17 protein-coding genes are annotated in these 21,094 nt (G+C 72.2%); 6 read left to right on the top strand and 11 right to left on the bottom strand.

Annotated elements, in window-relative coordinates:
* Positions 1-74: 74 nt before the first annotated feature.
* Both ACYVOO_RS37860 and ACYVOO_RS37855 read right to left on the bottom strand, forming a co-directional pair.
* The gene (locus ACYVOO_RS37860; protein ID WP_461020262.1) at positions 75-971 is read right to left on the bottom strand and encodes an ABC transporter permease; all 897 of its coding nucleotides are present in this window, start codon (positions 969-971) and stop codon (positions 75-77) included.
* Positions 968-2,089, bottom strand: a complete 1,122-nt coding sequence (locus tag ACYVOO_RS37855; protein ID WP_461020261.1) for an ATP-binding cassette domain-containing protein — start codon at positions 2,087-2,089, stop codon at positions 968-970. The genes ACYVOO_RS37860 and ACYVOO_RS37855 overlap by 4 nt, the downstream gene beginning before the upstream one ends.
* A 145-nt stretch (positions 2,090-2,234) precedes the next feature.
* Between ACYVOO_RS37855 and ACYVOO_RS37850 the strand changes: the two genes are divergently transcribed.
* The gene (locus tag ACYVOO_RS37850; RefSeq protein ID WP_461020260.1) at positions 2,235-3,029 is read left to right on the top strand and encodes a TetR/AcrR family transcriptional regulator; all 795 of its coding nucleotides are present in this window, start codon (positions 2,235-2,237) and stop codon (positions 3,027-3,029) included.
* A 69-nt stretch (positions 3,030-3,098) separates the two neighbouring features.
* On the opposite strand, the gene ACYVOO_RS37845 is transcribed toward ACYVOO_RS37850, so the two are convergent.
* Positions 3,099-4,064, bottom strand: a complete 966-nt coding sequence (locus tag ACYVOO_RS37845) for a hypothetical protein (protein ID WP_461020400.1) — start codon at positions 4,062-4,064, stop codon at positions 3,099-3,101.
* A gap of 195 nt (positions 4,065-4,259) precedes the next feature.
* Here ACYVOO_RS37845 and ACYVOO_RS37840 point away from each other — a divergent pair, with 195 nt between their 5' ends.
* Positions 4,260-4,913, top strand: a complete 654-nt coding sequence (locus ACYVOO_RS37840) for a GDSL-type esterase/lipase family protein (protein ID WP_461020399.1) — start codon at positions 4,260-4,262, stop codon at positions 4,911-4,913.
* Between the two features lie 125 nt (positions 4,914-5,038).
* A complete protein-coding gene (locus ACYVOO_RS37835; protein ID WP_461020259.1) occupies positions 5,039-6,034 on the top strand; it encodes an aldo/keto reductase in 996 nt (331 codons plus the stop codon).
* Between the two features lie 168 nt (positions 6,035-6,202).
* On the opposite strand, the gene ACYVOO_RS37830 is transcribed toward ACYVOO_RS37835, so the two are convergent.
* The 3 genes from ACYVOO_RS37830 to ACYVOO_RS37820 form a co-directional block, all read right to left on the bottom strand.
* Positions 6,203-6,826, bottom strand: a complete 624-nt coding sequence (locus ACYVOO_RS37830) for a 2'-5' RNA ligase family protein (protein WP_461020258.1) — start codon at positions 6,824-6,826, stop codon at positions 6,203-6,205.
* Positions 6,827-6,898: 72 nt separating this feature from the next.
* Complete coding sequence (locus ACYVOO_RS37825; protein WP_461020257.1) at positions 6,899-8,395, bottom strand: MFS transporter; 1,497 nt, start codon at positions 8,393-8,395, stop codon at positions 6,899-6,901.
* Between the two features lie 39 nt (positions 8,396-8,434).
* Positions 8,435-8,878, bottom strand: coding sequence for a MarR family winged helix-turn-helix transcriptional regulator (locus ACYVOO_RS37820; protein WP_453344793.1), 444 nt, complete (start codon positions 8,876-8,878; stop codon positions 8,435-8,437).
* Positions 8,879-9,017: 139 nt separating this feature from the next.
* Between ACYVOO_RS37820 and ACYVOO_RS37815 the strand changes: the two genes are divergently transcribed.
* On the top strand, positions 9,018-9,212 hold the full coding sequence (locus tag ACYVOO_RS37815) for a ribbon-helix-helix protein, CopG family (RefSeq protein ID WP_453344792.1): 195 nt from the start codon (positions 9,018-9,020) through the stop codon (positions 9,210-9,212).
* Positions 9,213-9,314: 102 nt separating this feature from the next.
* On the opposite strand, the gene ACYVOO_RS37810 is transcribed toward ACYVOO_RS37815, so the two are convergent.
* Complete coding sequence (locus ACYVOO_RS37810; RefSeq protein WP_453344791.1) at positions 9,315-10,790, bottom strand: NCS2 family permease; 1,476 nt, start codon at positions 10,788-10,790, stop codon at positions 9,315-9,317.
* A 233-nt stretch (positions 10,791-11,023) separates the two neighbouring features.
* On the opposite strand from ACYVOO_RS37810, the gene ACYVOO_RS37805 reads away from it, so the two are divergent.
* Both ACYVOO_RS37805 and ACYVOO_RS37800 read left to right on the top strand, forming a co-directional pair.
* Positions 11,024-11,320, top strand: coding sequence for a DUF2530 domain-containing protein (locus ACYVOO_RS37805; RefSeq protein ID WP_461020398.1), 297 nt, complete (start codon positions 11,024-11,026; stop codon positions 11,318-11,320).
* Positions 11,321-11,461: 141 nt separating this feature from the next.
* On the top strand, positions 11,462-13,990 hold the full coding sequence (locus tag ACYVOO_RS37800; RefSeq protein ID WP_461020256.1) for an HAD-IC family P-type ATPase: 2,529 nt from the start codon (positions 11,462-11,464) through the stop codon (positions 13,988-13,990).
* A 100-nt stretch (positions 13,991-14,090) separates the two neighbouring features.
* On the opposite strand, the gene ACYVOO_RS37795 is transcribed toward ACYVOO_RS37800, so the two are convergent.
* The 4 genes from ACYVOO_RS37795 to ACYVOO_RS37780 all read right to left on the bottom strand — a co-directional run bounded on the left by ACYVOO_RS37795 (position 14,091) and on the right by ACYVOO_RS37780 (position 20,701).
* Positions 14,091-15,503 carry a phenylacetate--CoA ligase family protein gene (locus ACYVOO_RS37795; protein WP_461020255.1) on the bottom strand — a complete coding sequence of 471 codons (1,413 nt, stop codon included), beginning with the start codon at positions 15,501-15,503 and terminating at the stop codon, positions 14,091-14,093.
* Complete coding sequence (locus ACYVOO_RS37790) at positions 15,496-16,122, bottom strand: TetR/AcrR family transcriptional regulator (protein ID WP_461020254.1); 627 nt, start codon at positions 16,120-16,122, stop codon at positions 15,496-15,498. Before ACYVOO_RS37790 ends, ACYVOO_RS37795 begins: the two co-directional genes overlap by 8 nt.
* A gap of 97 nt (positions 16,123-16,219) precedes the next feature.
* A complete protein-coding gene (locus tag ACYVOO_RS37785; protein ID WP_461020253.1) occupies positions 16,220-17,215 on the bottom strand; it encodes a phosphotransferase in 996 nt (331 codons plus the stop codon).
* A 174-nt stretch (positions 17,216-17,389) separates the two neighbouring features.
* Positions 17,390-20,701: a sacsin N-terminal ATP-binding-like domain-containing protein gene (locus ACYVOO_RS37780; protein WP_461020397.1), complete on the bottom strand. Its 3,312-nt coding sequence runs from the start codon at positions 20,699-20,701 to the stop codon at positions 17,390-17,392.
* Between the last annotated feature and the right edge of the window lie 393 nt (positions 20,702-21,094).

Below are 21,094 nucleotides of genomic sequence, written 5' to 3'. Positions count from 1 at the left end.
AGACATCCGGGCCCGCCCGTTTTCCGTGCCCGGGCGGTCAGGCCCGTCCTCGTCTCGTCAGGCCCGTCCCCGTCTCAGCGGCTGAGGTGCTGGAACTTGCGCACCGCGAGCGGCAGGAAGATCGCCGTGATGACCAGGGGCCAGACGACGGCCATCAGCGCGGAGTTCTCCTCGATCCAGCTTCCTCCCGTGGGCAACGGGTTGCCGTACAGCTCGCGGATGGCGTTGGCGGTGGCGGAGACCGGGTTCCACATGGCTATCGCGCCCAGCCACTCCGGCATCACGGACGGCGGGGTAAAGACGCTGGAGATCATCCCGAAGGGGAAGGCCACGGCGAAGAGGTTGCCCGCCGCCTCCTGGTTGGGGGTGATCAGGCCCAGCCACACGCCTATCCAGATCAGCGAGAAGCGCAGCAGGAGCAGCAGCACGAAGGCGTAGAGCGTGGCTATCAGCCCGCCGTCCGAGCGCCAGCCCACCACGAGCGCGATGCTCGCCAGGACCAGCAGATCCAGCGCGGCGTGCAGGACGTCCGAGACGCCGCGCCCGGTGACGACGGCCGAGGATGCCATCGGCATGGACCGGAACCGGTCGGTGACGCCCCGTTCCTTGTCGATGACGACGGCCATCGCGGTGTTCATGAACCCGAAGGCCATGGTCATCGCGAACATGCCGGGCATGGCGAAGTCCTTGTAGTCCACGCCCTCGCCCACGTCCATCGCGCTGCCGAAGACGAACACGAAGAGCAGCACGGAGACGATCGGGAAGCCCAGTTGCCAGGCGATCAGCGACGGCTGCTTGGCGAGGTGCGTCAGATCGCGCCGCACGATCGTCCAGCAGTCGGCCACCGCCCAGTACAGCCGACGCTCACGGCCGTCCAGCTCGTCCGGTGACGGGGGTGTGGCTGCGACCGCGCCCTTCACCGCCCCCTCCTCCTTCGTTCCCACCGTCCCCGTCGTCGCATCGGTGCTCATGCCGAGACCCCCTCTCTCGTCGCGCCCCGCGTGCCCTCGTCCTTGTGCTCGCCCCCGCTGCCGCCCCCACTCCCGTGACCTCCGCCGCTCCCGTGCCCGCGGTCCTCCTCGCTCTCCGCCGTGGTGTGGCCCGTCAGCTTCAGGAAGACCTCGTCCAGCGTCGGCCGGCGCAGCCCGATGTCCTCCACCGTGACGCCCTCCTCCTGGAGCGTGCGCGCGACCTCCGTGAGGGCCGCGACTCCGCCGCCCACCGGCACGGGAGCATGGACCCGCAGCTCCTGCTCCTCCGTCTCCGGCGCCGCACCCTCGGCCGCCGCCCGCCCGACCGCGCGCACGGCGGCGGGTATCTCGAAGCGCTCGCCGACGACCACCTCGACGCGATCGCCCCCGATCGCACGCTTGAGGCCCGCCGGGGTGTCCTCGGTGACGGTCCGGCCGCGGTCGATGACCGCGATGCGGTCCGAGAGCTTGTCGGCCTCGTCCAGATAGTGGGTGGTCAGCAGGACCGTGGTGCCGCCCTCGGCCAGGGAGCGGACCGCGTCCCACACCTCGCTGCGCCCGCGCGGGTCCAGCCCCGTGGTCGGCTCGTCCAGAAAGAGGACCTGCGGGGCCAGGATCATGCTGGAGGCGAGATCGAGACGGCGCCGCATGCCGCCGCTGAAGTCCTTGGGCTGCTTCTCCGCCGCCTCCGTCAGACTGAACTGCTCAAGCAGCTCATCGGCCCGCCGCCGCGCCCGCGCCGCGCCCAGGTGGAAGAGGCGGCCAAACATCTCCAGGTTCTGCCGCGCGGTGATGATCTCGTCCACCGCGGCGTGCTGCCCCGTCAGGCCGATGCGCCTGCGGACCTTGCGGGGTTCGCGCGTGACGTCATGGCCGCCGACCCGCGCACTGCCGCCGTCCAGCCTGACGAGGGTGGACAGGATGCGGACCGCGGTGGTCTTCCCCGCGCCGTTCGGGCCCAGCAGGCCATAGACGCTGCCGCGCGGCACCGCGAGGTCCAGGCCGTCGAGCGCGCGCTTCTCCCCGTACGTCTTACGCAGTCCCTCCGCGAGGACCGAGAACTCCGCGGACTCTGCGGTCTCTGCGGACTCCGAGGCACCTGAGAAATCTGAGGACACGGATCTCCCCCTTGTTTCCGTGGCCGACCCGGGCACTGTTCCCGTGGTCGATAAAACTGGGTACGCTGTACTCACATGGAAAAGCGTACACCCTACGCAGATCTTCGCAAGCGATTTAACCGAGCGACTTAAAATGGCGATCACCATGACGACCGAACAGACCGGAAGCGGGGACCTCGCCCGCAGCCTCGACCTGCTGTGGGGCACCAAGGAACAGCCCAGCCGCGGACCCAAACCGGGCCTCACGCTGGAGCGGATCGTCAGCACGGCCGTCGCGCTGGCCAACAGCGAGGGCCTGACCGCGCTCTCCATGCGCAAGGTCGCCGCGGAGCTGGGCGTCGGCACCATGTCCCTGTACCGCTACGTACCGGGCAAGGGCGAGCTGCTGGACCTCATGCTCGATCACGTCAACGCGCCCGGCGAGGACGCGGACCGGCTGAGCGGCAAGGGCTGGCGCACGAGCATGGAGCAGCTCGCGCTCGATTCCTGGGAGCTGTACACGGGCAACCCGTGGCTGCTCCAGGTCAACCAGGTGCGGCCCGTCCTCGGCCCCAACTCCATGGCGGGCTTCGATCTCGCCCTGGCCTCCCTGCACGGGATCGGTCTGACGGGCCGCGAGAAGGTCGGGCTGCTCGTCGCGATAGACAACTACGTGGTGGGCGCGGCCCGCGCGCACGTGCTGCACCAGCAGGCGGCGCAGCAGTCGGGCCTCAGCGACGAGGAGTTCTGGGCGACGCAGGAGCCGTACATGATCAAGGCGATGGAGACCGGCGTGTATCCGGAGATCGCCACTCTGCCCGACGACACGTTCACGATGACGGCGTACGAGGCGATGAGGTTCGGCCTCGAACCGCTGCTGGACGGGTTCCAGGCGTTCATCGACCGCCGGGGCGGCGAGGAGGAGGCGGCAGACGAGGGGACGGGGGCGGCGGGCCGCTGAGCCCCCGAGCGTCGGACCCCGCCCCCGGCGCCTCTCTTCCCCCGGCGGGCTCCCACACGGGCCGTGCGCTCAGTCGCGGCGGCGGAACAGCCTGCGCAGCCCCATCCAGAGGCCGACGGCGACGGCGAAGGTGACGCCGCCCACGACGATGTTGCGGTCGTCGCCGGAGTCCGCGCCGGAGCCGGAGTCGCCGTCCCTGCGCTCCTTGTCCTCGGCCTTCTTCTCGCGGGCAGCGTCCTCGGGGAGGAGTTCGCCGTCCAGTTCCTCCGGTTCGACGGTGCTGTTCTCGCCCTCCGAGCCGTACATCAGATAGCGCCCGTCGGGCGTGAAGGTGACCGATTCGCCCTGCCCCTGCATGGGCACGGACACCATGCTGTCCAGGGCCTTCGGCTTTCCGTCGCGCCAGGCGTACATCCCGCCGCCGAAGTAGCTGCGCAGCATCAGCCGCGTGCCGTCCGGTGAGAAGGCGCCGTCGGTCGCCCAGATCTCGGTGCGCGCGATGCGCCGGAAGGTGTTGACGCCGGAGGCGGACAGCTCGGCGGGGCCTTCGTAGATGCCGCCCTTCTCCTTGTCGTTCTTGCTGGCTATGTAGACCCGGCCGGTCTTGGGGTGGACCATCAGCGACTCGGCGTCGCGCGGTCCGTCCGCGTAGCGCACGGTGTAGCGGGTCGGCGTGACCGTCGTGTCGCCCAGCTTCTCCGGCTCGGGGAAGCGGTAGATCCACACCTCGGGCCAGGTGCCGTTGAGGTTGTCGCCGATGTCGCCGACGTAGACGCTGCCGTCGGGGCCGACGGAGATGGCCTCCACGTCGCGCGGGTCGACGCCGCTCATGGTGACGGTGGCGACGGTCTTGCCTGTGCGGCTGTCGACTCCGTAGACGTACGGGCCGTCGTCGCTGTCGTTGTGCGTCCAGTAGACGCCCTTGTGCGCGCGGCTGGCGGCGAGGCCGCTGGACTCCGTGATCCGGGGGTCCTTGATCGTGAACGACGACGGCTTTCCGTCGTCGTCCGCCACCGCGACGGCGGCCGTGCCCATGGCCGTGACCCCGGTGACGGCGAGGACCAGGGCGCCGCGCAGAAGCGGGGATATCCGGACGAGCGGGAGCACCCGGGCGAGCGGAGAGATCCACACACGCTGAGACGTCTGAGACATGAGCCCAAGTGTCCAGCATCACGGCGGCCCCTCGGTGCGGGCCCGGCGATCTTCGGTCAGTATGTGCGGGTGCGGATCATGTTCGTCGGCGACAGCATCACGATCGGCAGCGCCGGTGACTTCACCTGGCGCTACCGCATGTGGCGGCACCTCAACTCCGCGTACGGGGGCCCGTTCCGCGTCGTCGGACCGCGTACGGCGCTCCACGAGGACTCCCAGGACTACGGCGACCCGGCCTTCCCCGAGAAGGCGCGCTGCCACCTGGCCGGGTGGGGCGAGGGCTGGCTGCACATGGCCCCGCTGATCGGCGACGCGGTGCGCAGGCACAAGGCCGACACCCTCCTCGTCTCCCTCGGCCTGATCGACCTCGGCTTCTACGCCGACGCGCGCGAGACGGCACGGAACGTGCGCCGCTTCGTCGCCGAGGCGCGCGCCGCGCGGCCCGGTGTCCGCGCGGTGATCCTGCCCGTGGTGCCGAACGTCCGCGCGCTCACGGACCCGGACTTCGCGGCGGAGTGCGAGCGCTTCAACGAGCTGCTGGCGAAGGCCGTCGCCGACCTCTCCACCCCGTCCTCGCCGCTGCTCCTCGCCTCCCCGCCGCCGGACTGGACGGTGGACCGCGACACGTACGACGGCACGCACCCCTCCCCCTCCGGCGAACACCGCCTGGCCGCCGCCTTCGCCACGGCGCTGCACCAGGCGTGGGACGTGGGCGGCCCGTACGAGCCCTGACCGGCCGCCCCGTAGGAGCCCTGACGCGGGCCGGGCCCTGAGCGGCGCGAAGCGGACGGCCCGCCGCCGGGGGCGCGGCGAGGGGCCTTGCCTAGAGCGGGCTTCAAGGGCTTGGGTGGGCTGACATGAAGTACACGCAGCTCGGGCGCACGGGTCTCAAGGTCAGCCGGATCGTCCTCGGGACGATGAACTTCGGTCCGCAGACGGACGAGGCCGAGAGCCACACGATCATGGATGCCGCGCAGGGCGCGGGCATCAACTTCTTCGACACCGCCAACGTCTACGGCTGGGGTGCCAACAAGGGGCGCACCGAGGAGATCCTCGGCAGCTGGTTCGCGAAGGGCGGCGACCGCCGCGAGAAGACCGTCCTGGCCACCAAGGGCTTCGCGAACATGGGCGTCGACGGCAAGGTCTGGCCCAACCAGGACAAGCTGTCGGCGCTGAACATACGGCACTCCGTCGACGCCAGCCTCAGGCGTCTTGGCACCGACTACATCGACCTGTACCAGTTCCACCACGTCGACAGGTCGACGCCCTGGGAGGAGATCTGGCAGGCCATGGACGTCCTGGTCCAGCAGGGCAAGGTCCTCTACGTCGGCTCCTCCAACCACGCGGGCTGGAACCTCGCCCAGGCGAACGAGACGGCGGCGCGGCGCGGCTCGTACGGGCTCGTCAGCGAGCAGTGCCTCTACAACCTCGCGGAGCGCCGCGCCGAGATGGAGGTCATCCCCGCGGCGCGCGAGTACGGGCTCGGCGTCATCCCGTGGTCACCGCTGCACGGCGGCCTGCTGGGCGGCGCGATCCGCAAGGAGAGCCAGGGCGGCTCCGGGCGCACAGGTTCGGGCCGCTCGGGCGACGCGCTGGCCAACACACAGCTCCGCGCGCAGGTGCAGCGCTACGAGGATCTGCTGGAGAAGCACGGCCTGGAGCCCGGTGAGGTCGGCCTGGCCTGGCTGCTGACCCGCCCCGGTGTGACGGGTCCCATCGTGGGTCCGCGCACGGCCGAACAGCTCGCCTCCGCGCTGCGCGCGGTCGAGCTGGAGCTGGACGAGTCGCTGCTGACATCGCTCGACGAGATCTTCCCCGGCCCCGGCCCCTCGCCGGAAGCCTTCGCCTGGTGAGGGTCTCTCGCTGGTGAGGTCCCCGGTGGCCACCGCGCACGGCGTTCGGGGGCTCCTAGCCGCCGAACGCGGCGGCCACCGCCACGACGACGAACATCAGCAAGAGCGCACCGGTCACGATCCGCATCCTGGTCTTGGCATTCACGCCCCCCACGGTAACGGGAGCCGTCACCGGCCCAGTGGCCAGCCCTCCACCTGTTCGTATCGCGGCTGCTCGCCGGGCACGCCGTGGACGGGGAGGTTGCTGCGGACGAGGGCCAGCTCGGTCGCCGTCCAGGGCGCGCAGCGCACGGCGTCGAGGGCCCGCAGGTAGGGGGTCAGGTCGACGGGGCCGCCGTCACCGCCCTTGCGGGTCCTGGCAAGGGTGAGGTGGGCGCGGAAGCGGCCGGGTTCCTCCATGGGGAGCCCGGCCTTGCGGCCCGCCGCCGCGGAGGCTTCGGCGAGCCGGCGCAACCGCAGCGGACCCGCCCCCTCCGTGTTCTCCGTGCCCTCGGCCCCCTCCGGTTCGGCGACGGCGATCCCCGCCCACAGCGCCCGGCCCCCGAACTGCCCGCCGCCCGCGCACCGCAGCCGCAGCGGCGCCGCGCGCGCCGCGACGCGCGCCAGCCGTTCCCTGAGCGCGGGCAGGGAGGCGTCGTCGACCTCCCCGTAGAAGGCGAGGGTGATGTGCCAGTTGACGCGTGGTGCCCAGCGGAGCCGCTCGGCGCCGTCGCGCTCGCGCAGTTCTCCGACGGCGTCCGCCAGCGCGGCGGTGGCCTCCTCGGGCGGGAGGAGGGCGGCGAAGAGTCTCATGCGGCACAGTCTGCCGCCGCGCCGCAGCGCCCGTACCCCGGAACCCCCGAGCGATCGACGGGGGGCGCCCCGCTATGCCGCCGGAGCCACCCGTTCCCGCTCGGAACCGGTGTCGGCGCGGCCGTCCTCCGCCGTCGCACCGTCCGTACTGTCCGCGCCGTGCCCCGCGCCTTGCCCCGCCGCAGCCGCCCCGTACGGCACGAACGTCACATGCCGGTGCCCCCGCCGCAGGTCCACGCGCAGCCGCAGCCCGCTCGCCCTGGCCAGGACGAGGCCGACGGCCACGGCGATACCGGCCGAGATCAGCCCGCCGGAGAGGAAGCCGACGCGCGCCCCGTACGTGTCGGTGATCCAGCCCATGATCGGGCCGCCGATGGGCGTGCCGCCGACGAAGACCATCATGTAGAGGCTCATCACCCGCCCCCGCATCAACGGGTCGGAGGCCATCTGGACGCTGGCGTTCGCGGTGACGTTGAAGGTGAGCCCCATCACGCCGATCGGCGCCATCAGCGCGGCGAACAGCCAGAACGACGGTGAGATCGCGGCGGCCATCTCCAGTACGCCGAAGAGCAGCGCAGCCCCGGCCATCAGCCGCATCCGGGACGTGCCGCGCCGCGCCGCGAGCAGCGCGCCGGCCACGGAGCCGACGGCCATCAGGGTGTTGAGCAGCCCGTACGTGCCCGCGCCCTCGGAGAAGACCTGGTCGGTGAACGCGGTCAGCCAGATGGGGAAGTTGAAGCCGAAGGTGCCGACGAAGCCGACCAGCACTATCGGCCACAGCAGCTCGGGGTGCCCGCCTACGTAGCGCAGACCCTCCCTGAGCTGGCCCTTGCTGCGCGGGGCGCGCTCGCTGACGTGGAGTTCGCCGGTGCGCATCAGCAGCAGTCCTGTGAGGGGCGCGATGAAGGAGAGGCCGTTGAAGAGGAACGCCCAACCGCTGCCGACCGCCGAGATCATGACACCGGCGACGGCGGGGCCGACGAGCCGGGCGCTCTGGAAGTTGGCGGAGTTGAGGGAGACGGCGTTGCGTATCTGGTCAGGGCCGACCATCTCGGAGACGAACGTCTGACGCGTCGGGTTGTCCAGGACGGTCGCGAGGCCGAGGACGAAAGCGAGCGCGTACACGTGCGCCACCTGCACCTGGCCGCTGAGCGTGAGCGCGGCGAGGGCGAGCCCGGTCAGCCCCATCACGGACTGCGTGATGAACAGGAGCTTCCGCTTGTCGCAGCGGTCGGCGATGACACCCCCGTAGAGGCCGAAGAGCAGCATCGGCAGGAACTGGAGCGCCGTGGTGATGCCGACGGCCGTCGACGAGCCGGTGATGCTGTGCACCAGCCAGTCCTGGGCGATGCGCTGCATCCAGGTGCCGGTGTTGGAGACGGCCTGGCCCATGGCGAAGAGCCGGTAGTTACGGATGCGCAGCGAACTGAACATCGAGGGCTTCGCCGGGCCCGGTGTCTTCGTCTGGCCCGGACCTGGGCCCGGACTCTGGTTCTGGTTCTTGTTCTGGGACTCGGGTGCGGATGAGGGTGCGGGTGCGGAGTCGTCTGCTCCGTGGCCCGTACTCAATGGGGGTTCGCCTCCTCGGCTGTCGCTTACTGCTGCTCCTCACAAATGCGCGAGCTTCTCCAGCACGGGCGCCGCCGCGCGCAGCCGCGCCCACTCGTCCTCGTCCAGCTCACCGACCAGCTCGGCCAGCCACGCGTTCCGCTTCTCGCGGCTCGCGGCGAGCATGGACTCGGCCTGCTCGGTCTGGGTGACCACCTTCTGGCGGCGGTCCTCGGGATGCGGTTCCAGCCGGACCAGGCCCTTGGCCTCCAGCATCGCGACGATGCGCGTCATGGACGGCGGCTGTACGTGCTCCTTGCGGGCCAGTTCACTCGGCGTGGCCGTGCCACAGCGGGCGAGGGTGCCGAGCACCGACATCTCGGTCGGGCTCAGCGACTCGTCCACCCGCTGGTGCTTGAGCCGCCGGGAGAGGCGCATGACGGCGGAGCGGAGGGCGTTCACGGCGGCGTCGTCGGCCTCACCGTGCTCGGGCAGTTCCGGCATAGTCATTAGCGTAACTCATTACCTCGCCTAATGAACACCCCGTGTCCCCCCTCTTCCGGACCGCTCGCCTCACACGTACGGGTGAGGCGGCGCGGAAAACTGACGCACGGCACCTGATCCGCCGTGGACCGTTGGGGGCATGACCTCGCCGACCTCGAAGGTACTCAGCCTGCGCATAGACACCGACCTCTTCGACCGGGTACACGCCCACGCCGCCAAGCGCGGGATGAGCGTCCAGGACTACGTCGTCCGCACGCTCGTCCGCGAGGACTTCGACGAGCGCTTCAAGGAGTCCGTCGACGAGACGGAACGGTTCTACGGCGGAGCGGCCTGAACCCCTGTTCCGGTTCCCAGGAGAGTGGCCCCTACACACACGTACGGCGGCGCCGTGTGGCACCGCCGTACGCGAAGGGGAGGAGCAGAGCTCCGCAGAGGGCTACTTCACGCCGATGAGCTGCTCGATCGGGTTGAGCAGGAAGTAGACGAGGAAGCAGGCGCCGACGACGCTCAGCAGCCACGGGATCTCGCGGATCCGCCCGGTGGCGGCGCGCAGCACGATGAAGGCGAGGACGCCGATGCCGATGCCGTTGGTGATGCTGTAGGTGAAGGGCATCGAGACCAGTGTCAGGAACGCGGGGATGCCGACGGAGGCGTCGCTCCAGTCGATCTCCCGCACGTTCGAGGCCATGATCAGGAAGCCCACGACCACCAGGGCAGGGGTCGCGGCCTGGGACGGCACGACCGTGGCCAGCGGGGTGAAGATCAGGGTGAGGAGGAAGAGCGCGCCGGTCAGCACGTTGGCCAGACCCGTGCGCGCGCCCTCGCCGACGCCCGCCGTGGACTCGACGAAGCAGGTGTTGGCGGAGCAGGAGCCGAAGCCGCCGCCCGCGACGCCGATGCCGTCCATCATCAGGATCCGGCCCATGCGCGGGAGCTGGCCGTTCTCGTCGGCGAGCTTGGACTCCTCGCCGACGCCGATGATCGTGCCCATCGCGTCGAAGAAGCCGGAGAGCAGCACGGTGAAGACGAAGAGGCAGCCGGTCAGCCAGCCGACCTCCTTGAACCCGTCGAAGAGGCTGATCTGGCCGACGAGGCCGAAGTCCGGGGTGCTGACGACGGAGTCGGGCACCTTCGGGACGGCCAGGCCCCAGGCGGTGTCCGGGATGGTGGCGATGGAGTTGATGACGATCGCGACGACGGTCATCACGACGATGCCGATGAGGATCGCGCCCTTGGTCTTGCGGACGACGAGGATGAACATCAGCGCCAGGCCGAGCACGAAGACCAGCACGGGCCAGCCCTGGAGCTGCCCGCCCTGGCCGAGACCGAGCGGCACGGTGGTGTTCGCGGCGTCGGGGTTGCGGGTGACGAAGCCCGAGTCCACCAGGCCGATGAGGCAGATGAACAGGCCGATGCCGATGGCGATGGAGCGGCGCAGCCCGTTCGGGATGGCGTCCATCACACGCTGCCGCAGACCCGAGGCGACCAGCAGCATCAGCACGAGACCCGCCAGGACGACCATGCCCATGGCGTCGGGCCAGGACATCTTCGGCGCGAGCTGGAGGGAGACGACGGCGTTGATGCCGAGGCCCGCCGCGAGGGCGATCGGCACATTGCCGATGATCCCCATGAGGAGGGTGGTCAGTCCGGCGATCAGCGCGGTGGCGGTGACGAGCTGGGTGTTGTCGAGCTGGTGCCCGAACTTGTCCTCGCCGGCGCCCAGGATGATCGGGTTCAGCACGACGATGTACGCCATCGCGAAGAAGGTGGCCAGGCCACCCCGAATCTCACTGCTGACGCTCGAACCGCGCTCGGAGATCTTGAAGAAGCGGTCGAGGGCGTTCTTGGGGGCGGGGGGCGGGGAAGCGGGCTGCTTCCCCGACTCGACCGATCCGGTGGCCGAAGCGGACATGCGTGACCTCAGTTGTGGGGGCCTGCGGGGGCGGGCCTAGGGGGTGCTGCCTGAAGAGTAAATGGATCAAATTAGAGCATCAGACGAACGAAACCGGTCAGATCCATTTAGGTTCAGTATGAACAAACAACAGTAATGATCGCTATCTCCGCGCGTAGACCCTTGCGGCCGCTCGTTAGTCTGGTAACGACCGACCAGCGACAGGGAGCCAGGGAGCCATGGCGATGGGCCTCATGAACAAGTGGACCAACGGCGAGCGCGAGGCGCCGGAGCCACTGGAGGGGAACGTCGTCGCCACCGTCACCGTGGGCACGGTGCTGTGGTTCCTCCTCTTCCTCGGGCAGTTGCCCTTCTACGGCTGGTACGCCGACCACGGACACACGTGGTGGATCTGGACGTGCGCGGCCGGCGCTGGACTCGGGTGCGTCGGCATCTGGTACGTCCGCGGCCGTGACGCCGCGATCCGCCGCGCCCAGGATCAGGGCCAGGATCAGACCCAGGCCCAGGATCAGGTCCAGGGCGAGGGCTGAGAAGACCCGGGCCCGACGGGACCCGACCCTGATGGGGCCCCTGAGACAGGAGTCCTACCAGAAGAGGAACGGAGCCCTCTGTTCCCCCAGATACATGGGGGATCCGCGCAGAGCCGGAAAAACGACCGTACCGTCGAAGGCATGACGCACCGGGCAGAGACCGAGGCCGGACGCGGAGACACCGCGCTGCCCGGCACCGACACAGACGCATCCGCGAGGGCGGACGCGGGGGCGGCGGGCGCCGGCACGCCGCGCGGGGGCCGCGCGTGGGGGCTGACGCCGGACGAGGTCGCCGAGCGCGTCGCGCGCGGGGAGGTCAACGACGTCCCGGTCCGCAGCAGCCGCTCCACGGCGGACATCGTCCGCGCCAACGTCCTCACCCGCTTCAACGCCATCATCGGCGTCCTCTTCCTCATCATCCTCGTCGTCGGCCCGATCCAGGACGGCCTGTTCGGGTTCGTCATCGTCGCCAACACGCTGATCGGCATCGTCCAGGAGCTGCGCGCCAAGAAGACGCTCGACAGCCTCGCGGTGATCGGCGAGGCCAGGCCGACGGTCCGGCGCGACGGCACCGCCGTACCGCTCCCCACGGGCGAGATCGTGCTCGGCGATCTCGTCGAGCTGGGTCCGGGCGACAAGTGCGTCGTGGACGGGGAGGTCGTCGAGGCCGACGGGCTGGAGATCGACGAGTCGCTGCTGACAGGCGAGGCGGACCCGGTGCTCAAGCGGCCGGGCGACACGGTGATGTCGGGCAGCTTCGTGGTCGCGGGCAGCGGCGCGTTCACCGCGACGAAGGTGGGCAGGGAGGCGTACGCCGCACAGCTCGCCGAGGAGGCGTCCCGCTTCACGCTCGTCCACTCCGAGCTGCGCAGCGGCATCAGCACGATCCTGAAGTACATCACCTGGATGATGGTCCCGGCCGCGGTCGGGCTGATCCTCAGCCAGCTCGTGGTCGAGGACCACGACGCCGACGAGGCCATCCGCCGCATGGTCGGCGGCATCGTCCCGATGGTCCCCGAGGGCCTGGTGCTGCTGACCTCCGTCGCCTTCGCGATCGGCGTCATCCGGCTGGGCCGCAAGCAGTGCCTGGTCCAGGAGCTGCCCGCGATCGAGGGGCTGGCGCGGGTCGATGTCGTGTGCCTGGACAAGACGGGCACGCTGACCGAGGGCGGGATGGACGTCGCGGAGGTGCGGACGCTGGGCGGCGCCGAGCGGGCGCACGTGGAGCGGGTGCTCACCGCGTTCGGCGCCTCCGACCCGCATCCCAACGCCAGCCTCCAGGCGATCGTCGAGAGCTTTCCGGCGACGGCGACGGACCCGGGCGCCGGTCCGGGTTCCGACGGGGTGGCGCCGTTGCGCTGTGTCGGGACGCTGCCCTTCTCGTCCGCGCGCAAGTACAGCGGCGCCGTCCTCGAAGACCCCGCACACGGAGGGGAGGCCCGCGCCGGCTCATGGCTGCTGGGCGCGCCCGACGTGCTGCTCCCCCAGGGCCACCCCGCGCTCGCTGACGTCGACCGGCTCAGTAAGGACGGGCTGCGGGTGCTGCTGCTGGCCCGTACGCGGGCAGCACTGGACGCGGCGGACGTGGCGGACGGCGCTGAACCCACGGCCCTGGTGGTGCTGGAGCAGCGGCTGCGCCCCGACGCCGCCGACACCCTCGCCTATTTCGCCGAGCAGAACGTCCAGGCCAAGGTCATCTCCGGGGACAACGCGGTGTCGGTCGGCGCCGTCGCCGGAAAGCTGGGGCTGCCAGGGGCTGACGCGGCAGCCGACGCGCGGCGGCTGCCACGGGAGCCCGCTTCGATGGCGCGCGAGCTGGAGGAGGCCACCGTCTTCGGCCGGGTCACCCCGCAGCAGAAGCGGGACATGGTCGCCGCGCTCCAGTCGCGCGGGCACACGGTGGCGATGACGGGCGACGGGGTCAACGACGTGCTGGCGCTCAAGGACGCCGACATCGGCGTCTCGATGGGCTCCGGCTCGGAGGCCACGCGCGCCGTGGCCCAGATCGTGCTGCTGAACAACAGCTTCTCGACGCTGCCCTCGGTCGTCGCCGAGGGCCGCCGGGTGATCGGGAACATCGAACGTGTCGCCAACCTCTTCCTGACGAAGACGGTCTACTCCGTGCTGCTGGCGCTGCTGGTGATCTGCTGGCAGGTCCCGTACCCGTTCCTGCCCCGCCATCTGACGCTGATCTCCTCGCTGACCATCGGCATACCGGCGTTCTTCCTCGCCCTGGCGCCCAACCGCGAGCGCGCGAAGCCGCACTTCGTGCGCAGGGTGATGCGGTACGCGATCCCGGCGGGCCTCATAGCCGGAACGGCCACCTTCGGCACGTATCTGCTGGCCCGCAGCCACTACAGCGGCCCGGACGCGCTGGACGCGGAGACGAGCGTGGCGACGCTGACGCTGTTCCTCATCGCGATATGGGTGCTGGCCATCGTGGCCCGCCCCTACACCTGGTGGCGGGTGGGGCTGGTGCTCACGATGGGCCTGGGCTTCCTGGTGGTGCTGGTGACGCCGTGGCTCCAGGACTTCTTCGCCCTTAAGCTGGTCGGTACGACGATGCCGTGGACGGCCGTGGGTGTGGCCGCCGTGGCGGGCGCGGTGCTGGAGGTCGCCTGGCGGGTGGTGGCGCGGACGTTCCCGGCCGAGCCGAAGCGCGCTGAGTAGGCGCCGAGCAGGCGAGGCGAGGCACGGCGCGGGCCGGGCGGCCGGGTGAGCGGTCCGGTCCGGCGGGGTGTCGGGGGCGGGTGAGATGTCGGGGGAGGTGTCAGGTGAGCGGGACGACCGTGCGGTACTTGCCGCCCGGCGCCTGCCGGGGCGGCTCCTCGGCCCGCTCCAGCGTCACGTTCCGTGCCCCGTTGTCGGCGAGGAGACGGGCCAGCTCGTGCTGGACGGAGTGCCACACGCGGTCCGGCTCCGCGTCCGTAGCGAGGAGCATCCGCACGCGCAGGACCGACGGCGCGGTCTGCTCGATCTGGAAACGCTCGACGCCGGGCGTGCGGTCGAACAGCGTGCTGAGGGCCAGCGGCGCCAGGGTGACCCACCCGCCGCCCCCGCCCTCGTCCCCGCCTCCGTTCCCGTCGCCTCCGTCGCCGCTGGTGGGCAGGGTCAGGGTGTCCCCGGCGCGGCCCTGTACCCGGACCGCCGGGGTGGGGTCGCCGCAGGGGCAGGGGTCGGGCCGGAGCAGGACGCTGTCGCCGAGGTCGTAGCGCAGGAACGGCTGGATCCGGTTGGCGAGGTTGCTGAGCAGGACGGTGTGCGACAGCTCGCCTGGCGGGGTGGGCCGGTGGTCCGCGTCGACGGGTTCGAGGACGGCCCAGTCGCTGTTCACGTGGTACCAGCCGTGAGAGCAGCCGTAGCTGAGGTAGGTGCACTCCGTCGCGCCGTACACGGGGCGGACGGTGGCGCGGAAGGCACGGGCCATGCGGTCGGTGTCGTCGGCCGTCATCGTCTCGCCTGCGGGTTGCACCAGCAGCGGGGCGATGCGCAGCCGTCCGGCCTCCTGCTCGGCGGTGAGCAGCATGATCGTGCTGGCGTAGCCGATGAGGACGGCCGGGCGGTACGCGTTGAGCGCGGCGACCAGCTCCGGCATCGGCGTGTGCACGGAGAACGGCCGCACCACCTTGGTCTGCCACCGGCCCTCGCGGACCAGTTGCGCGTAGGCGGCGTAGCCGACGTAGTGCCCGCCCGTCGCGACGAGCTGCGCGAACCGTCCCCGGCGTGCGACGGCGCGCAGCAGGCCGCCGGTGCCCAGTGCGGAGGTGAGCGCGCGGGAGCTGAGGGCCGAGGCCACGGTCATGTACCGGTCCTCCAGCAGGAAGAAGCCGCGTCGGCCGCTGGTGCCCGAGGTGGTGGCCACCAGGTACTCACCGAGGAAGCGCTGCCCGATCAGGTCGGGGTCGTCGACGAACGCGCGCACGTCCTCGTAGGTCACCGCGCGGTCGGCCGCCCAGTCGTCGAAGCGGCTCATCAGCGTCCGCTTGTCGGTGACCGGCAGCAGCGCCGGGTCCTCGACCCGCTCCGGCAGACCCGCGTACAGCTCACGGTAGTAGGGCGAGTGGGCCCGTGCGTGGGCGACGCTGTCGGCCAGCCGCTCGCGCTGCCGCCGCGCCAGCGCTGCCTCCCCGCCAGCGCGTGCCCCACGGATGTCCCTGGCCAGCCAGGACGGACTCTCACTCACCGGCGCTCCCTCCCCCGTGTGCCGCGTAGCCCGCCTGCCGGAGTACGGCGACGAAGTAGTCCTTGACCTGCGCCTCGTCGGCGGCGGTGTCGGGGTATCCGAGGTGATGCAGCGCCGCGCCGCTGAGGATCTGCTGGAGAACCGCCGGATCGCTGGACGGCGGGAGCTGCCCGGCCGCGCGAGCGCGGACGAGCGTGGCGTGCACCGCCTCCGTACGACGGTGACCGTGCACGTCGGCGTAGGCGCGCAGCAGCTCGGGGAGGTCGTCGACGGCCGCGTACAGGCGGCGCATGAGACGTCGGCCACGGGGGCGGCTGAGCTGCGCCGCCCACGCGGAGATCATGGCGTCGACGTCCGGCCAGTGCAGGCTCTCGGGGTCGATGCCGCGGTACTCCCACTCGACGGCGCGCACGAGCAGCGCGGTGAGGTCGGGGAAGCGCCGGTACACCGTGGCGCGGGTGACTCCGGCGCGGCGCGCGACCTGTTCGACGCTGACACAGCCGACGCCCCGCTCGATGAGCAGATCGAGTGCCGCCGCGAGGATGGCCTCGTCCGCTTCCCTGCTGCGCGGCCGACCGGGGGACCGTCCCGGGGACCGCGTATCTGTCTCGGACTCCATGCGAATACGATACAGAGCAGTGCTGTATCGAAACAAGAGGACAGGCAGACGGGCTCCGCACCCGCACAGAGCCGTCAGGTACAGAGCCGTCAGAAGGTCAGAAGGGGAGCCAGCGCACCGTCGTGTCGCCCTCGCGCAGGGAGGCGACGCGGCGCGCGAACTCACGCCCCGCCGCCGGGTTCACCGGCGCGTGCTGCGCGACCCACGCACAGCTCGCCGTCTCCCTCGCCCCGCGCAGCACGGCGCAGCCCGGCCAGTCGCGCACGTCGTAGCCGTAGGTGCCGGTGAAGTCGGCGTAGCCCTCGTCGCCGAGGCCGTAGCGGTCGTGACTGAGGGCCATGACCACCAGGTCGTGTTCGCGCAGGTCGTGCGAGAACGTCTCCAGGTCCAGCAGTACGGGCCCGTCCGGGCCCACCTGGATGTTGCGGGGCAGCGCGTCGCCGTGGATCGGGCCCGGCGGCAGTACGGGGATCAGCTCGGCAGCCGCCGCGGCGAAGTCGTCGCGGCGTGCCCGCAGGTAGGCGGCGTCGGCGGCCGGGATCGCGTCGCCCGCGATCCGCAGCCAGCGCTCGATGCCGCCCAGCAGATCGCGCGGGGGCAGCGCGAAGGGCGGCGCGGGCAGCGCGTGGACACGGCGCAGCAGCGCGGCGAGGTCGCCGGGGCCCGGGGTCCTTACGGGCTCGGGCAGGCGGCGCCAGAACGTGAGCGGGTGCCCCTCGATGACGACGGCCTCGGCGCGCGCTGCCCGTACGGCGGGCACCCCGCACTCCTCCAGCCACGAGGCGACGCGCAGCTCGTGCGCGGCGCGGGCGACGAGGTCGGGCTGCGCCCGCCCGACACGGACGACGGTGCCGCCCGTCCACGCGCCGTCGCCATCGCCATCGCCGCCGGAGTCCGTGGCCGACGCGACGGCGGGGTCTCCCTCCGCGTCGCCCCCGCTGCCGGGGAGGACGAAGACCGCGTTCTCGCCGTGCGCCAGCAGCCGCGCCCGCCCGGGGTCCTCCCCCGCCAGGGCCAGCACCTCCCGTGCCCGCGCCTCGGTGAACGCCCCGCTCGCCCCGCGTGCCCCACTCGCCTCGCTCTGTGCCGCCATGCCGACCCGCTTCCCTCTCCCGTCTCCGGGGACCCGTATGGGGACGGTCCCCGGCGGACCGCCTGGGAGCGGCCGTCCGCCGAAGGGCGAGCCTATGCGGTCCGGACCTGCGGCTTCGCCGCGAGGGCCCCGCCCCGCTCGCGACGCCCTGCCCGTACGCGCTGCCCGTCCCGCTCAGTCGAACCAGCGTGCCGCCGCCAGCTCAGCCGCCCTGGTCAGGTCCTCCAGGAGCGCCGCCGTCTCGAAGCGCCGCGACCACTGGCCCGCCGCCCAGGCCAGCCCGGCGGCCACACCTTCCAGCGTGGCCGCGTGGAGGACCCCGTCGGGGGTGAGGCGCCAGTCCATTTCGGTGCCGTCGGCGAAGAGCTCGTCGTGCTCGCGGTACGTGGCGGGCGCGCCCGGCAGGAGGACGCGGACGGCCTCGGGCACGTCGCGCTCCGTGCCCTCGCCCTCGCCCTCGCCCTCGACGGCGCCCTCGACCACCTCGCTGAGCCGCCGCACCTCCAGCACAGCGGCCAGCGCCCCGGCGCGCGCGGGGCTGACGGGGAGCAGGGCGCGGGAGCCCGCGAGGGGGATGAGGTCGGGCGCGTCCGCGACGACCGCGCTCCGCGCGTCCACGACCTCGACGGCTCCCGCCGCACCGCCGTCCGCGAAGGTCACCGCGCGCAGTTCCTCCGGCAGCGTCACCTCGGACGGCTCCAGCTCGGCCAGCAGCCCGTAGAGGCCGTGCAACTGGGCCGCGCTCACCGGCAGCCGGTCGTCGGCCAGGCGGCCGAGGAGTTCGGCCGCGCCGCCCGGCTCCTCCAGCAGCGCGGCGGCCGACGTACGGATGCCCAGCGCCCGCAGCACCATCGCGTCGCCGAAGCCGGAGGCGTCGGCCTCCTCGTAGAGCCCGTCCAGCAGCGGATCGACCCCGGCGGCGCGCAGCCCGGCGGGGCGGCGGCCGTCCAGTACGGGGTGGCCGCGCAGCCACCACGCGGTGTAGGGGCGCACCGTCTCCGTGATCCCGTCGGGGAGCAGGACCCGCACGGGCGCGGTCAGCGCGTCGCGCAGCGGCGGCTGCGCGAGCATGGCCAGCGCCTCGGGCCAGCGGTCGTCGTCGACGAGGTCCAGGTCCCGCACCGCCACGATCTCCGACGCGACGGGCGGCACGGCCGTCTCCGGGAGCTGGTCGAGCACGTCCTCGCACCACACGTCGACGGCGTCGAGCAGGCCGACGTCGTCCGGCTCGGCGAAGTCCGCGTCGCGCGGCTCCAGTTCGTCGGGGTCGAGGACGACGTCCGTCGCGCGCACGAGCGCGAAGCCCGCCTGCACACCGACGGCCGTCAGCGGCTGCTCGCCCCAGCGTTCGGCCAGCTCGGCGTCACAGGCGGCGAGTTCGCCCTCGCGGATGACGCGCTCGAAGGGGCTGCCCGGGTAGACGAGTTCGCCCGCGGGGGCCAGTTCGCCGTCCTCGTCGGGTAGGGCGAGCGCGCCGAGCCAGGGCTCGTCGCCGGGGGCGAGACGGGCGTCCCGTACGAGCCCGAGAACCGTTTCCGCAAGCTCCTCCGCGTCCAGCGGTCCACGCCGCCCGCCCGCGTCGCCCTCGCCCTCCTCCAACTGGTCCAGTTGGTCCAGGTCCCAGTCGTCGTCGGCCTCCAGGGAAGCGGCGACCGCCGCGCGCACCTGGGGCGTGGTGAGCACGGAGCGCGGGGTCGCGGGCGTCGCGCCCAGCTTCTCCAGGAGCGGGTGCACGGCGTCGGCGTGGGCGACCTTCAGACCCAGGCGCCCGAGCCGTTCCGGCGCGATGACGGACTCGGGGAGGGGAAGGAGCACTTGCCGGGGCCCGATCGTCGTCCGCGCGCCCCCGGCGGCGCCGCCCGGAGCGCCCGCCAGCGGTACGGGAAGACCGGTCAGCCGGTCCGGGTCCACACCAGCCAGCGAGTCGTAGAGCCGACGCCACCACTCCGGGGCGCGCACCACCCCGGCCAGGCGGTCGATGACCTCGCCCAGCGGGACGCGCGCCACCTCCAGCACGCGCAGCTCCGTGCGGCGCTCCAGCCCGGCGGGCAGCAGACTCGGGAACAGCTCGGCCAGCACGTCCACCGTTCCGGCCCCGGCGCCCTCCACGATCTCCGCGTCGCGCGGACGCAGCACGACGGGCTCGCCGCGCGCGCCGGACTCGCCGCGCACACCGGACCCGCCGTCGCTCGCCTCGTCCTCCTCTGTCGCGGCGCCCGCGAGGAACGGGACGCCAGGCAGCCGCTCCAGCAGCAGCCGTCGCAGCTCACCGTCCAGCTCGCCCTTGCCCAGCGGGCCCGGCACCAGCCCCACGGTGGCGGAGCTGACGGGCCGCCAGTCCCGCAGCAGCGCGGTGTACGCGTCGGCGGCGCGCTCCAGCAGGAAGTCCCTCAGCGGGCCGGGCGCGACGTGGCGCCGCGTCGGCTCCAGCGGGAACGACGCGATGAGCAGCGCGGGCACGCCGAGCGGCTCGTCCGTGGGCGTGGGCGCGTGCACGAACGGCGCCGTACGCGGCCGTACGGGCGCCCCCTCCGCGTCCACCGGGACGGCCCAGGTCACCGACCAGGCCCGGCGCAGCCGCTCCTCGACGGGGCGGTCGGCGAACAGCGCCGCGTCCGCGTACCCGCCGTCGGTGGCGACCCGCCAGCGGGTCGGCGCGTCGGCGGCCGAGTCCTCCACCCGTACGTACGGGCCCTCCTCGTGCCGCGTCAGCACGCGGGGTCCGGACGCGTCCGGGTTGTCCGTCGTGTCCGGGGTCTCGACGACGATCTCGGCCAGCCCTGGGAGGGTCAGCAACAGCGCGTCGTCGACGGCGTCGAGCAGCCGCTCCGTCAGCTCGCGCGCGGCCGTGTCGCGCAGCGGCAGCACGACGGCGGTGTCGTAGCCCTCCGGGGCCATGCCCTCGGCGGGCAGCGGGAGGCGCAGCAGCGGTACGTGGCCGTCGCGGCGCCGCAGTTCGTCCGCGAGCGCGGGGACGTCGCCGGTGGCGGCGCGCTCCAGCGCCAGCTCGCGGGCCTCGGCGAGCGACCAGCGGACGCCGCCCGTGCGGCTGACGACGGTCGGCTCGTCGGTGACGGCCAGCACGGCGGAGAAGCCGACGCCGAACCGGCCGACGGTCGGGGCGCCGTCCGACGACTCGGGGTTGTCCTCGCGCTTCGCGGAGGCGCGGAGCGTCGACAGGGACTCGACGCCCTCCGCGTCCAGGGGGCGGCCCGTGTTGGCGGCGACGAGCACGCCGTCGCGGAGCGTCAGGCGCAGCCGTCCGGGGACGCCTGCGCGGGCTGCCGCGTCCGAGGCGTTCTGGGCCAGCTCGATGACGAGGCGGTCGCGGTAGCCGCCGAGGACCAGTTCCTGCTCGGCGTTGGCGTCCTCGCGGAAACGGGTGCTGGACGCGGCCCACGCGTCCAGGACGCCGCGCCTGAGCCTTGCGGTGTTCAAGGGGTCCGTGTGCGTTTCCGCCGCTGCCCCGGGGTCGCCGCTCCCCATCACCGTCCCGCCGCCGCTCACGTCGTCTCCCTCCGTGCCGTGGGTACCGGCCTGCGGCCCGCGCCCGTCATCTGACGGGTGACGGTATCCCCTGCCGGGGCAACCCCACGAAGTCGGTCACCTCTACGCCCCGCATGCGCTGTGCGGTTCGACGTTTGCGGGTTCCCGCTTCACGGGGGTGTTACGCGGGACGGGTCCCCTTCGCGGGGTGCGAAAGGAAACGGGGGGTGCCGGTTCGCCGGGGGTGTTGCGCGGGACGGTTGGCCGGTGTGGTGCGCACTGTAGGGTCCCGCGCTGATTTTTGTGACCCTGCCCGGGGGTGCCGTCGTGTGGCTTGGCGCCGTTTTTCGGGTGCGGGTCGGTGGCTTCGGCGCGGCGTATGGACCGGTACGA

Source organism: Streptomyces daliensis (genome assembly GCF_054782395.1).
The sequence above is the reverse complement of the archived record's forward strand: the minus strand, read 5'-3'. Positions and strand labels throughout refer to the sequence as shown.